Origin of the sequence: Mediterraneibacter sp. ICN-202921 (genome assembly GCF_037890075.1) — a bacterium.
In the GTDB taxonomy this organism is placed as follows: domain Bacteria; phylum Bacillota; class Clostridia; order Lachnospirales; family Lachnospiraceae; genus Mediterraneibacter; species Mediterraneibacter massiliensis.
Window position 1 is genome coordinate 88,510 of sequence record NZ_JBBKBE010000007.1, and the last position, 13,662, is coordinate 102,171.

General features: G+C 43.5%; 10 protein-coding genes. 9 read left to right on the forward strand and 1 reads right to left on the reverse strand.

Translation table 11 applies throughout. From position 1 onward, the window contains the following. Positions 1-4: 4 nt before the first annotated feature. The 4 genes from WKT01_RS07930 to WKT01_RS07945 all read left to right on the forward strand — a co-directional run bounded on the left by WKT01_RS07930 (position 5) and on the right by WKT01_RS07945 (position 7,310). The gene (locus tag WKT01_RS07930; protein ID WP_340311927.1) at positions 5-2,542 is read left to right on the forward strand and encodes an FAD-dependent oxidoreductase; all 2,538 of its coding nucleotides are present in this window, start codon (positions 5-7) and stop codon (positions 2,540-2,542) included. A gap of 4 nt (positions 2,543-2,546) precedes the next feature. Continuing rightward, positions 2,547-3,884: a branched-chain amino acid transport system II carrier protein gene (gene brnQ / locus WKT01_RS07935; RefSeq protein WP_340311928.1), complete on the forward strand. Its 1,338-nt coding sequence runs from the start codon at positions 2,547-2,549 to the stop codon at positions 3,882-3,884. 86 nt (positions 3,885-3,970) lie between these two features. Then, positions 3,971-5,119, forward strand: a complete 1,149-nt coding sequence (locus WKT01_RS07940; protein ID WP_059066484.1) for an AI-2E family transporter — start codon at positions 3,971-3,973, stop codon at positions 5,117-5,119. A gap of 190 nt (positions 5,120-5,309) precedes the next feature. After that, positions 5,310-7,310: a prealbumin-like fold domain-containing protein gene (locus WKT01_RS07945; protein ID WP_340311931.1), complete on the forward strand. Its 2,001-nt coding sequence runs from the start codon at positions 5,310-5,312 to the stop codon at positions 7,308-7,310. Between the two features lie 91 nt (positions 7,311-7,401). Here WKT01_RS07945 and WKT01_RS07950 read toward each other — a convergent pair whose 3' ends face one another. Then, complete coding sequence (locus WKT01_RS07950) at positions 7,402-8,013, reverse strand: TetR/AcrR family transcriptional regulator (protein WP_340311933.1); 612 nt, start codon at positions 8,011-8,013, stop codon at positions 7,402-7,404. Positions 8,014-8,171: 158 nt separating this feature from the next. Between WKT01_RS07950 and WKT01_RS07955 the strand changes: the two genes are divergently transcribed. The 5 genes from WKT01_RS07955 (at position 8,172) to nusG (ending at position 13,618) form a co-directional block, all read left to right on the forward strand. After that, positions 8,172-10,265 (forward strand): efflux RND transporter permease subunit, encoded by a 2,094-nt coding sequence (locus WKT01_RS07955; RefSeq protein WP_340311935.1) that lies wholly within the window; start codon positions 8,172-8,174, stop codon positions 10,263-10,265. 17 nt (positions 10,266-10,282) lie between these two features. Further along, positions 10,283-12,511 (forward strand): hypothetical protein, encoded by a 2,229-nt coding sequence (locus WKT01_RS07960; RefSeq protein ID WP_059066488.1) that lies wholly within the window; start codon positions 10,283-10,285, stop codon positions 12,509-12,511. 192 nt (positions 12,512-12,703) lie between these two features. Then, a complete protein-coding gene (gene rpmG / locus WKT01_RS07965) occupies positions 12,704-12,853 on the forward strand; it encodes a 50S ribosomal protein L33 (protein WP_059066862.1) in 150 nt (49 codons plus the stop codon). A gap of 21 nt (positions 12,854-12,874) precedes the next feature. Continuing rightward, the gene (secE, locus tag WKT01_RS07970; RefSeq protein WP_059066489.1) at positions 12,875-13,072 is read left to right on the forward strand and encodes a preprotein translocase subunit SecE; all 198 of its coding nucleotides are present in this window, start codon (positions 12,875-12,877) and stop codon (positions 13,070-13,072) included. 27 nt (positions 13,073-13,099) lie between these two features. Next, complete coding sequence (nusG, locus tag WKT01_RS07975; protein ID WP_059066490.1) at positions 13,100-13,618, forward strand: transcription termination/antitermination protein NusG; 519 nt, start codon at positions 13,100-13,102, stop codon at positions 13,616-13,618. The last annotated feature ends 44 nt before the right edge of the window (positions 13,619-13,662 follow it).

Consider the following 13,662-nt stretch of genomic DNA (forward strand, 5'->3'; position numbering starts at 1 on the left):
TTCTATGAAAGCGGTAAAATTAAGAGATGATTTTTATTGGACAGGAATTGTGGATGATCAGTTAAGAGTATTTGACATCATCATGTATACAGAATTTGGTACGACGTATAATTCCTACGTGATGAAGGCGGGAGATAAGATCGTTTTATTTGAGACGGCAAAGGCGAAATTTTTTGAGGAATATCTGGAAAAGTTAAAAGAAGTGATCGATGTCACAAAAATCGATTATCTGGTAGTCAGCCATACAGAACCGGATCATGCCGGCAGTGTGGAGCGGCTTTTAGATTATAGTCCGCAGATGAAGATTCTTGCTACAGGATGCGCGATCGGATTTTTGAAGGAAATCGTGAACAGAGATTTTGTCAGTATCGCAGTAAAAGACGAACAGACAATGACGATTGGCAATAAGACGCTGCGTTTTATGTTTGTGCCGAATCTGCACTGGCCAGATACAATGTATACTTTTATTGAAGAGGAGCAGATATTGGTAACCTGTGATTCTTTTGGCGCGCATTACTGTCTGCCGGAGGTCGTATCCACAAAGAGCACAAAAGAGGCAGATTACCAGAAGGCACTGAAATATTATTATGACTGTATCATCGGACCATTTAAGCCGTTTATGTTAAAAGCGTTGGACAGGGTGGAACATATGGATATTACAATGGTCTGCACAGGACATGGTCCTGTGCTTGTAGGCGAACGTATCAAAGCAGTGATGAAGCAATACAGAGAATGGTCCACAGTTGTCAATCCTAATCCTAGAAAGACAGTCATCATTCCCTATGTAAGTGCATATGGCTATACGAAAACACTGGCAGAGAAGATAGCGGAAGGGGTGAAAGACAGCGGAGACATTGATGTACGTTCTTATGATATGGTGGAAGCGGACGAGGTAAAAGTAAATGAAGAATTGTTGTTTGCAGATGGTATACTGTTCGGGACACCGACAATCGTAGGTGAAGCGCTCAGACCGATCTGGGAACTGACCTTGAATATGTTTGCGGGTACCCACGGAGGTAAACATGCCTCAGCGTTTGGAAGCTATGGATGGAGTGGAGAAGGAGTTCCCAATATCATACAGCGGCTAAAGCAGCTTAGGATGAAAGTGTGTGAAGGCTTTCGGATACGTTTTAAGCCGTCGGAGGCCGATCTGGTAAGTGCTTATGAATATGGATATCAGTTTGGGTGTCTTGTGCAGGAAAAAGAACCTGTGCGTCCGCAGAAGAAAGGGACAAGGAGTCTTGTGAAATGTTTGGTATGCGGTGAGATATTTGACGCTTCTCTGGAGATCTGTCCGGTATGCGGAGTGGGAAAGGAAAATTTCGTTCCGGTTGAGGCAGAAGAGACTGGGTTTGAGAACAATACAGAAGAATATTATGTGATTCTTGGAAATGGCGCGGCAGGCTTCAATGCGGCCAAAGCTATCCGGGAGAGAGATAAAACAGGCGCGATCACGATGATCTCGAATGAGCCCTATCTTTCCTATAACCGGCCTATGCTGACAAAATCAATCGTTGCGGGACTTACTGCAGAGCAGATCGCCATAGAGAGTGCAGGCTGGTATGAGGAAAATAAAATATACCAGATACTGGGCAGACAGATCGTATCGGTAGATACACAGAAAAAGGAAGTCTGCCTGGACGATGGGAGCAGGATACATTTTACGAAGTTGATCTATGCACTTGGAAGTGAGTGCTTTGTGCCGGATATGAAAGGAAGCAATCTTCCGGAAGTGGTTGCTATCCGACGCCTGGCAGATGTAGATCAAGTAAAAGAATTGATGAAGGAAGCGAAAAACGCAGTAGTGATTGGCGGCGGTGTTCTGGGACTGGAAGCAGCCTGGGAATTGAAAAAGGGCGGTTTGCATGTAGAGGTGCTGGAGGTGGCTCCGGTACTCATGGGACGTCAGCTTGATGCGGGTTCGGCAGAACTGCTGAAGAAGGTCGCAGAGAAAAATGGGGTGCGGATCCATACGGGCATTTCTGTGGAGGCGATTGAAGGAAGCGAGCACGTGACCGGTGTACGTACAGCAGACGGCATGTCTTATCCGGCAGATCTGGTGATCGTATCGGCAGGTGTGCGTGCAAATGTGGAACTGGCAAAGGAAATCGGACTGGAGACAGAACGTGCGGTGGTCGTTAATCAGCAGATGGAAACAAATGTGCCGGGAATCTATGCGTGCGGCGACTGTGCGCAGTATCAGGGGACAAACTACGCAATCTGGCCGGAGGCGTCAGAAGAAGGACGTGTTGCCGGGGCGAATGCGGCAGGAGAGGCAGTAGAATATACACCGGTATCAGCGGCGCTTACATTCCACGGAATGAATACAGCAGTATTTGCGGCAGGAGATAACGGCAAGAATCCGAATCTGCTGTATAAAACGGTAGAATTCCAGGATATGGGAAAAGGACAGTACCACAAATATTACTTTTTAAATAATCGACTGTGCGGTGTGATCTTACTGGGAGACTTAACGGATATGGCAAGACTTACTATGGCTTTGGAAAAAGGCGCTTCTTATAAAGAGGTCATGGAAGGGTGAAGACGTGAAACTGCATTTGAAAAATAAAATACTGATTGGGATTACATTGTTTTCTATGTTTTTTGGGGCGGGAAATTTGATTTTCCCGCCATTTCTTGGCAATATGGCGGGCAGAAGCATAGTGCCTGCATTTTTAGGCTTTGCTTTAAGCGCAGTGTGTCTTCCTGTATTAGGGGTGATCGCTGTGACGAAATCCGATGGGTTAGAAGCTCTTGCTTCCAAGGTGCATCCTCTATTTTCCAAGGTATACATACTGCTTTTATATTTGGCGATCGGCCCTTGCCTTGCAATCCCCAGGACGGCAAGTACGTCGTTTTCGATGGCGGTTCCGCCTTTCCTTTCAGGAGGAAACATGATCTGGCTGATCCGGAGTATCTATACGATATTGTTTTTTTCGGCGGCATTTGCCGTGGCGCTCCATCCTGAAAAACTGACAGAATATCTAGGGAAAAAGTTGACACCTGTACTTCTTATTTTAATCGTAATTGTATTTGCGGCAACCGTGTTTTCGTGGGACGGAAGTGTGGCTGTACCGGCAGCAGACTATATCAAACAACCTGCCGTGAAGGGCTTTTTAGATGGGTATCAGACAATGGATACACTGGCAGGGCTGAATTTTGGTATGATCGTTGTTATGAACCTGCGTGAAAAGGGGGTAAAAAAAGAAGAAGATCTAGTCAGGGAAACCGTGTCAGCCGGCTGGATAGCAGGAGGCATACTGTTTTCTGTGTATGCGATGCTGACATTCATTGGCGTGAATGCAGGATCGTGGTTTGGGGCGGCGGCAAATGGAACAGAGACATTGACGGAGATGGTTTCCGCCTTGTTCGGACAGGCGGGAACGGTACTGCTGGCTTTGATTTTTGTGATTGCCTGTTTTAATACTTGTGTGGGACTTTTAAGCTGCTGCGGGAAATATTTTCAGGGGGTGTTTCCGCGGATCAGTTATAGAAAATGGGTATTTATCTTCGCTTTTGTCTCTATGCTGATCGCCAATGCAGGACTGGATACTATATTGAAATTGTCTGTACCTGTATTAAACGCGATCTATCCACTGGCGATACTGCTGATCTTTCTCTCTTGTATGCAGCGTCTGCTTGGAAGATACCGGGCGGTATATCCGAGTGCGGTTTTGTTGTGCGGAGGCGCCAGTGTGATTACGGTAATGGATATGCAAGGACTTCAAATCCCACTGCTGACACCACTGGTTAGAAATCTGCCGGCATATGACGCAGGATTTGGATGGCTGGTTCCGACTGTCGCAGGGATCGGTCTTGGTATACTGCTCTCCACCGTACATAGAAAGAGACCGAAAAACGGAGATCAATACAGGAAAGTCTAAAAAGAAAAGGAAGTACCTTGTGGCGTCAGGTATGCTGTGGTAGAATAAGGCAATACTGAAAGCAGAAAGTTATAAAGGAGATAAGAATGAAACTGGACAAAGAAACAATAAAAAAACTCAGAGGACTGATTGTGTTTACGATCGTTATCTTGATCTTGCTTTGGAAATATGAGGCAGTGCTGGAATGGATCGGTTATTTGTTTGGGATTGTATTTCCTTTTTTTCTGGGCGGCGCTATTGCATTTATTTTAAATGTGCCTATGAGTTTTCTGGAGGAAAAGATCTTCCGCAATAAACGATGGAAAGAAAATAAACACGTGAAAAGGATGGCGCGTCCGGTCAGTATGGTACTGACGATCCTTTTAGTATTTGGGATCATTGTGCTTGTTATGTTTGTGGTTGTGCCTGAATTAGGAAAGACATTTTTATCTCTTGGAACGAGTATCAGTGAATTTGTGCCGCGAGCACAGAAATGGTTGGAGGAATTATTTGTTGATAATAAAGAAGTGCTGGCGTGGCTGGAAGAACTTAATATGGATTGGGATAAAATCATCAACAGCATAGTCGGCTTTTTTCGCAGCAGTGCGGGGAATGTAGTGAATTCGACTGTATCTGCCGCCACAGGGATCATAAACGGGGTGGCTACCTTTGTGATCGCCTTTGTATTTGCCTGCTATATTTTGCTGCAGAAAGAAAAATTAAGTATACAGATCAGAAAGGTTATGTTTGCCTATCTTCCTCAATCCCGTGTGGAATGGATGCTGGATATTTGTTCTTTGACTTACCGTACATTTTCCAGTTTTCTTACGGGACAATGTCTGGAAGCGCTGATTTTGGGGGTTATGTTTTTTGTTGTGATGACAATCATCCAGATGCCGTATGCATTGTTGGTGGGAGTCTTGATTGCGTTTACAGCGTTGATACCGATTTTTGGAGCATTTATAGGCTGTTTTATAGGGACATTTCTGATCCTTATGGTAGATCCTTTGCAGGCGCTGATTTTTGTAATCATGTTTTTGGTCCTGCAGCAGATAGAAGGAAATCTGATCTACCCCAAAGTAGTTGGAAGTTCAGTGGGTCTGCCGTCTATCTGGGTATTGGCGGCAGTCAGCATAGGCGGCAGTTTACTGGGAGTGGTAGGTATGCTGATCTTTATTCCGCTCGTATCTGTGGTCTACAGCCTGCTGCGCAGAGATGTATATAAGAGGCTGGATAAAAAACAGATCAAGATTTAAAGGGGTATGGCATATGAAGATGGGCTGCCTGTACTTGTAAATATCTTTTATTCTTTGTAGAATTCACGCAAAATAGGTATAAAACTGTGCGGATTGATAGACGCACAGTTTTATTTTTGTAAAAATAAAGATTATAAAAGTGTGCTTGTGTACTTTTATAAATAAGTGCGAAAGGATAGAAGTAAGGGGTATGTTTAAGAAAGTAAAAAGAAGGTATAGTGCCGCTGCTTTGGCGGTGATTTGTTTGCTGTTTGTTTGGGGAACAGCAGTTTTTGCTCAAGAAGGAGCGACTGCTGAAGAAAAGGATTTGTCTGTGCTTCTGGAGGCGGCAGCAATGACAAAGGATGGCGCAGATTTGTTTGACGGGGTGACACGCCCTTTTGATGGGGGAAATTTAGAAGTTAAGCTTATGTATGATGTGGATGAAGAAGATGCTCCTGTTATTTCGGAAGGAGATGTGCTGTCGGTTCAGTTAGTTCCGACAGATACCCAAAAAGATTTTATCCAGATCGATTATCCTACAAGTCAATTGAGAATATTGGAAGATGAAGGAATAAAACTGGCGGATTTGGATCTGACAGGGAGAAAAGGAGTTGTTTTTACATTTGCTGATATACAGGCATCTTTTACAGCAAAGCTGAATATGCCTTTTGTGGTAAATAAAACACGTCTTGTAAAATATTTTCAGGAACATCCCGATGAGGAAAACGTAGAATTTCAGTATACACTGCAGTATAACGATTCTGACACCGGCAAAATGGCAAGGTTTTCTTTGCAAAAACCTGAGATACAGCCGGCCCAAGCCAGATTTGTCAAAACAAGAGGCATTTATGAGCAGTCTGGTGATCTGGGACAGGGAAATATATTATATAATATATTTCTAGGTACAGAACTTAATAGGATGAATGAGTTTGTTATTTATGATACGCCGGATGTCAATATAGGATTTGATGGAAACATGAAAGTGTATATTCCCACAAATTATGGAAATCTGGATAATGTAGTTTTGCAGAATGGTAATTATTATGCGGAACCAGGGAATATGGATGACGAAGGCAAGATGGAGATTTATATCTATGATCTGTATTATCTGACAGAAGAGGCAAATGCTGTTTCGATGCCAAGACAGGCCGGGTATACAGAAGAATATGTGACATTTTCGCGCAGGGACATTACAACAGGCGCAGATTCGATCAAAAGTATGGAGGCTGTAACAGTACCTAAAAATATCCTTCTTGAAAAACTGGCGGGAGAGGAACTGACAGAGGCGGAAAAACAGCTGATAGATGCCAATGGGGGCTTGTATAAGAAAGTGGGCAAAGGCTTTAAAATACGGATCAAAAACTTTAAAGGGAATCAGCAGGATCCGGGAGGGTATTTGACGTTTGTCTATACATTGAATATAAAGAATAATTCTCCGAAAGTAGATGAGAACAAGTTTCCGATCTATCTGAATACTGGCAGTTATTATGCGCAGGAGATTCCGACTTGTACAGCGGATGATGAAAACTGTGTCCCGATCAAAAATGAAAAAACACAGCTTGACGCAGTACTCAGCGGAAATTATACAACAGAAGGTAAAGTGACACCGGGTAATGTCAGCGCAGAGGTAGATAAATTCAGCAGAGTGGAGTTTCAAAAAGTGGCAGAGGACGACAAGGGACTTCCGAATATGAGCAAGCCATTGGAAGGAGCTGTCTTTACTATATATAAAGTGGATGAAGATGGAAGCAAAGAGGTGGCGCATAATAAAGATCATATAAAAATGGAGAATTTAGTCACAAATAAAGACGGAATTCTCTGTGAAGATGTGCCGGAAAAGACGGTCATAAATTTACAGCTGGAACGAGGAAATTATATCTTTGAAGAAATATCCGCCCCCGCAGGCTATGAGATAGAGACACAAGAGACGGCGATATCTGTGGGACTTTTAAATAACCGGATTACGGTAGCAAACAGACCTAAAGAAGAGCAGATCGTTCCTCCTTCAGGCGGAAAGGATAAATCTACTGCCGATAGAACCACTACCGATAGAACCACTGCCAATAGGATAAAATTGACAGACAATGCAGATGGAAAAGCCGTTAAGACGGGAGATAACACGGATATATATGTATGGTTTATTTTGGGGATCGCGGCGGTGATCGTTTTTATCATATTGTATATCCTCAATGGAAAGAAAAAGAAATAAACAGATATAAGCTGTATAAAACAGAATAAAGGGATATACGAAAAAAGCACTGTTTATGAAAGCAGTGCTTTTTTCATAGCAACCCCGGTTTTTATGGCTGTTCCTGTGTTGTAAACGTACGAAAAATCTGCAGGATTGTCTTGCGCAGCCAGGGAAGATACTTGTCCATAGAAACGGGCTGCTCCAGCAGGATGCAGTTATAGCATGTAGAACCAATCAGTTCGATGATGGTAAAAAGCAGAAGCTCCGGTTCTTCACAGTGGATACCATTTTGCTTCATAGACTTTAAATAATAGTCGTAAAATTGGATAGACTCCTGAGGGACATTGCTGGAAAAAGCATTTCTGAAAATGCCCCAGGATAAATTTTTAGAAATAAATTTCAGAAGATTATGCTGTGCCTGGAGGCGTTCAATGATATAGTCCATGACAAATAAAAGCTGCTCTTCAAAGGAAATATTCTGATAATTTGCAATAGCATTATGGGCATCTGCAAATAGCTGACTGGCTTTGTACACGACCAGTTTATCTCTTAGATCATATTTGTCTTTAAAATAAAGATAAAAAGTTCCCTTTGCCAGTCCGGCACGTTCTGCGATATCCGCAATAGTAGTTTTTGCAAATCCTTTATCTGTAAACAGATCAAAGGCATTTTGAAATAAGGCGTTTTTTTTCTCTTTCTTTTTTACTTCGATTTTTCCCATTCCTATACCTTCCTTTATCCTAATGGTAAGTATTGCTATTATTATGCTCCTGAATATAAGAATTGTCAATAAAATGACCAAAGTTCATTTTCTATATTGACTATTGGTCATTTTTGTATATAATGATACTGTGAAGAAAAAAGTCAGGAGATGATGAAATGATAAAGGCTGGAAAATGGATAGCCAGACATCGGATCTTTATTTTGTTTTGCGGGATCCTTTTGTTGGTGCCCTCTATACTGGGTATAACAAAAACACGTATCAACTACGATCTGTTAAGTTATCTGCCGGAGGAACTGGAGACGGTAGAAGGTCAGGATATCTTAGTAGATGAATATGGAATGGGCGCCTTCTCTATGGTAGTAGTAGAAGGCATGGAATCGAAAGATGTACAGAAGCTGGAGAAGAAATTCAGTGAAGTTGAGCATGTCAAAGATGTGCTTTGGTATGATGATGTGGCAGATATTTCTCTTCCGGTAGAAATGTTGCCGAAAGATTTAAGAGAAGCTTTTTTTCATGGGGATGCAACAATGATGTTGGCGTTGTTTGATAATACGACGTCCTCAGATGAAGCAATGGATGCATTGACGCAGATGCGAAAGGCTGCAAATGAGCAGTGTTTTATCAGTGGCATGACAGGAATCGTAACAGATATTAAGAATCTTTGTTTGAAGGAACTGCCGATTTATGTATTGATTGCCGCGGCGTTGGCATTTTTGATATTGGAACTTACGGGAACCTCCTTCCTGGTCCCTGTATTTTTCTTATTGAGCATCGGCGTGGCAATTATATATAATCTGGGAAGCAATGTCTTCCTAGGGCAGATCTCCTATGTCACGCAGGCATTGACTGCGGTGCTTCAGTTAGGAGTTACGATGGACTATTCTATTTTCCTGTTGAATAGTTATGAAGAAAATAAGCTGCGGTTTCCCGGAGAAAAGGAGCGTGCGATGGGGCATGCGATCGCAAATACTTTTAAGTCTGTAGTCGGCAGTTCCGTAACTACAGTGGCAGGGTTTGCCGCACTTTGTTTTATGACATTTGCCCTCGGTAAAGATCTGGGGATCGTTATGGCAAAAGGAGTCGTGATCGGTGTTATCTGCTGTGTGACGCTGCTTCCTTCTCTGATCCTGATCTTTGATAAATGGATAGAAAAGACAAAACATAGACCTCTTGTTAAGAATGTGGATAAATCTTCCGCCTTTATCACAAAACATTATAAAGCTTGGATCCTCTTGTTTTTAATATTGCTGTTTCCGGCGATCTATGGGAATAACCATACCGAAATTTATTATAATATCGCACAGTCACTTCCGGAATCTTTGCAGTCTAATGTTGCCAATGAAAAATTAAAAGAAGATTTTGACATGGAAAACGTCCATATGATCATGATGGACAAAAATATAAGCGCAAAAGAAAAAGCAAAGATGTATGAAGAAATCGATAAAGTGGATGGAGTGAAATGGACATTGGGATTAAACTCGTTGATCGGTCCGGCGGTACCTGATTCTATGATACCGGATGACGTAAAGAGTATGCTGCAGAGTGATAAATACGAACTTGCCTTTATCTGCTCTAAATATGCGTCGGCAACGCCTGAGGTCAACGCGCAGATAGCACAGATCGACAAAGTGGTGAAATCATACGATAAGGGAGCGCTTGTGATCGGAGAGGCTCCGATGATGAAAGATCTGCAGGATGTAACGGACATTGATCTGAAAGTAGTCAATGCCATATCGATCATCGCGATTTTCCTTATTATCATGATCGTGTTCAAATCGCTGCTTCTTCCAGTAATCCTTGTATCGGTCATAGAATTTGCGATATTTGTAAATATGGCAGTTCCATATTATCAAGGCGTCAGTCTGCCGTTTGTAGCAAGCATTGTTATTGGAACGATCCAGCTGGGCGCAACCGTGGACTATGCCATACTGATGACAAGCCGTTACCAAAAAGAACGCAGACGCGGAAGAAAGAAAAAAGAAGCGATTTCTATTGCGCATAAAACAAGCATGTTATCTATCTTAAGCAGTGGGCTGAGCTTTTTTGCCGCGACATTTGGAGTGGCATGCTATTCAAAGGTCGATATGATCGGATCTATCTGTACCTTGCTTGCAAGAGGAGCGATCATCAGTATGTTTGTTGTAATCCTGGTGCTACCCGCTATGTTTATGGTCTTTGATAAACCTATCTGCAAATTGTCGATAGGATTTCTTGGAAAAAAGGAAGAAAAACCAGCAGTGACAAATTGATATAGGAGGTAATCGATATGAAAAACAGAGAATTTAGAATGTTAGTTGCAGGAACACTCCTTGCGGCGCTGACGGTCGGAAGCCTGGCAGGTTCTCCGGTATATGCGAAGGAAAAAGAACAGACAGCACAGACAAGCGAAAGTACTTCCGTGCAGACAGATAAAAAAGACAACACAAAAAAAGAAACCGCAAAAAGCAGCACGAAACCAGTAAAAGACGAGACGGTGTATGCAAAGATAGGCGCAAATGGAACCGTGAAATCTGTGATCGTGTCCGACCAGCTCAACAATGTGGAAAATGTATCGGAAATAAAGGATATGTCTGTATTGAAAGAGATACAAAATGTCAAGGGAGATGAGAACTTCTCGAGCAGCGGACAGAATCTGGTATGGGAAGGAGATGGCCAAAATATCGTCTATCAGGGGACGACGGATAAAACGCTGCCCGTAGGACTGGACATTACTTATACGTTAGATGGAAAAGAAATCAGCGCTGAAGAAATGGAAGGAAAGAGCGGTCATCTTGTCATGCGCTATACGTATAAAAATACATCAGAAGAGGAAAATGGCACCTATGTTCCTTTTTTGATGGCTACGGGAATGCTGTTGGATGAGGAAGTGTTTTCTAATGTCAGTGTGATAAATGGAAAGCTTATATCGGATGGGAGCAAGAATATGGCTATCGGGCTTGGTATGCCCAATATGCAGGAAAAATTAGGGACAGATATCCTGGAGATCCCCTCCTATTTTGAAGTAGAGGCGGATGTAACTAATTATCAGACACCGGAAGCGATCACAGTGGCAACGAACGATATGTTTAATGAACTGGAGGCGGATCAATTTGACAGTGTTTCTGATCTAAAGGGATCTATGTCAGAACTGCAGAATGCGGCAGATCAGCTTGTAAGTGGTTCTGGGGAATTAAAAGCAGGACTGGATACGCTTTTGTCCTCCTCCGGTACGCTGACAAGCGGTATCCAGGCTTTGGCAAATGGCGGGACTGCGCTGGAAACTGGAACACTTACATTGACAGAGGGGGCACAGCAGGTTGCTGCCGGATTGGGCACGGCGTCTGATAAGGTAACGTCGGTTCTGGTCCCGGGAGCAGAGGCACTGGATACAGGCGTTTCACAGATGCAGCAGCAGTTGGAAACACAGCTTCCTGCTTTATCCGGCGGCATCGAGACATTGTATACAGGAATCAATTCCGTGGCGCAGGGAATGGAAAGCTTAAATGGGAATATGGGTACTATAGCGGCAGGCGCCCAGTCTGTGAGCCAGGGGATCAATGCGATTGCTGCAAATACAGGGACGCTCTATGGCGGAGCAGAGGCTGTGTATACGTATTTAAGCGGAATATCGACAACAGACGCAGGCATAGCGGATACAACATCCAGTCAGGATGAGATCACAACACTTCAGAATTTGATCGCCAGTGGGACAGTTACAGGGGAAACAGCGGAAGAACTCGAAGCGGTGATTGGAAGCCTGTCTGCAGACCAACAGACGAGAGATACTGTGAATTCGCAGAGAGCGGCGCAAACTTCCGGTGTACCGCAGGAAGTATTGGGAGCTGCAGAAGCTGTGAAAAACGGATTGTATACGTTTGACCAGTCATTCCAGGGAGAAAAGGGCTTGGCTGCAGGCGCGCAGAATTTAAGTACAGCATTAAGCGCGCAGGGGGCAGTAGGCAGCGGAATTGCTCAGCTTGACGCAGCTTTAAATAAGGGGGAACCTTCAACAGGAACGCCCAGTATTGTGGCGGGAATGGAGTCTTTGAAAACAGCAGTCAGTGGAGACAACGGGCTTGCTGCACAGGTTTCTGCCGGAATGGCGCAGATAAAGGGAGGTACCTCCGGTATTTTGGAAGGCGTGGCAGGCGAGAATGGACTGTCATCCGGATTATCCGCGTTGTATGCCGGTGCAGGGCAGGTTTCAGCGGGAGCAGAAAGCTTATACGCCGGAGCGGGCACATTGACAGACGGATTGGGAACTTTACAGACAGGTTCTGGCACGCTTATAGATGGTGTTACGCAGCTGGATGAGGGCGCAGGTACACTAAATGACGGTATGATCCAGTTCAATGAGGAGGGGATCGAAAAACTAGTCGATGTATTTAGCGGTGATGTAGGAGATCTGCTGGATAAAATGAACGAAATGCTGGAGAATTCCAGAGGCTACAATAACTTTAGCGGTATTGCGGATGGAATGGACGGCAATGTGAAATTTATCTTTGTATCGGAATAGAAAAAGTGATAATGATTGGAAAGCAGTAACTGGAAAGAGTTGCTGAAAGCAGGAAAAAGGCTTGACTTCCATGCTATGCTATGATACAATTTTCTAGCGAATGGAAGTAGGTCTTTTTTTTATGCCTAAAAATGGATGGTTTCGCAGCCATCAGTAACACGTAGTGAATATGTTAAAAGCGAGGTGGAAGTTGTGCGCACAAGAATCACATTGGAATGTACGGAATGCAAGAATCGTAATTACAACATGATGAAAGACAAGAAAACGCATCCGGAACGTATGGAGACAAAGAAGTACTGCAAATTCTGTAAATCACACACACTGCACAAAGAGACGAAGTAGTCGCTGAAGGGAAGTGGACGTATGAGTGAGAAAACAAAAACTCAGAAGAAAAGCTGGTTCAAAGGACTTCAGGCAGAATTTCGCAAAGTTATTTGGCCAGACAAGATAACACTTGCAAGAAAGACGGCGGCAGTAGTTGTAACTTCTGTATTTTTAGGGGTGTTGATCACGGTGATCGATATCATCCTGAAATATGGGATAGACTTATTGGTGAAATAGCCGGACCTAAAGCAGAAAGGTGATTTTATGTCAGAGGCAAAATGGTATGTGGTTCATACTTATTCAGGGTATGAAAACAAAGTAAAAGCGAACATTGATAAGACCATTGAAAACCGTCATCTGGAGGATCAGATTTTAGAAGTACGAGTTCCGATGCAGGAAGTTGTAGAATTGAAAAATGGCGTCCAGAAAGCAAGCCAGAAAAAAATGTTTCCGGGTTATGTGATGATCCATATGATCATGAACGACGACACTTGGTATGTTGTGCGAAATACGCGCGGCGTAACCGGGTTTGTTGGTCCTGGATCTAAGCCGGTTCCTTTGGAAGAAGGAGAGATGGCAGGATTGGGGATCAAGCAGGAAAATATCGTGGTGGATTTTGCGGTCGGAGATACTGTCTCTGTGTTAAGCGGAGCATGGGAAGGCACTGTGGGTGTGATCCAGAGTATGAATGAACAGAAGCAGAGCCTGTCGATCAATGTAGAGTTGTTTGGCCGTGAGACTCCGGTTGAACTTAGTTTTTCAGAAGTAAGAAAGATGGATTGAAAATGCGTGGGAGGGATACGCTGATCCCGCCAATACCACAAGGA

Coding starts and splice junctions, on each gene's coding strand:
- WKT01_RS07930 (WP_340311927.1), top strand. CDS start 5: ATGAAAGCGGTAAAATTAAGAGATGATTTTTATTGGACAGGAATTGTG.
- WKT01_RS07940 (WP_059066484.1), top strand. CDS start 3,971: ATGAAACTGGACAAAGAAACAATAAAAAAACTCAGAGGACTGATTGTG.
- WKT01_RS07945 (WP_340311931.1), top strand. CDS start 5,310: ATGTTTAAGAAAGTAAAAAGAAGGTATAGTGCCGCTGCTTTGGCGGTG.
- WKT01_RS07950 (WP_340311933.1), bottom strand. CDS start 8,013: ATGGGAAAAATCGAAGTAAAAAAGAAAGAGAAAAAAAACGCCTTATTT.
- WKT01_RS07955 (WP_340311935.1), top strand. CDS start 8,172: ATGATAAAGGCTGGAAAATGGATAGCCAGACATCGGATCTTTATTTTG.
- WKT01_RS07960 (WP_059066488.1), top strand. CDS start 10,283: ATGAAAAACAGAGAATTTAGAATGTTAGTTGCAGGAACACTCCTTGCG.
- secE (WP_059066489.1), top strand. CDS start 12,875: ATGAGTGAGAAAACAAAAACTCAGAAGAAAAGCTGGTTCAAAGGACTT.
- nusG (WP_059066490.1), top strand. CDS start 13,100: ATGTCAGAGGCAAAATGGTATGTGGTTCATACTTATTCAGGGTATGAA.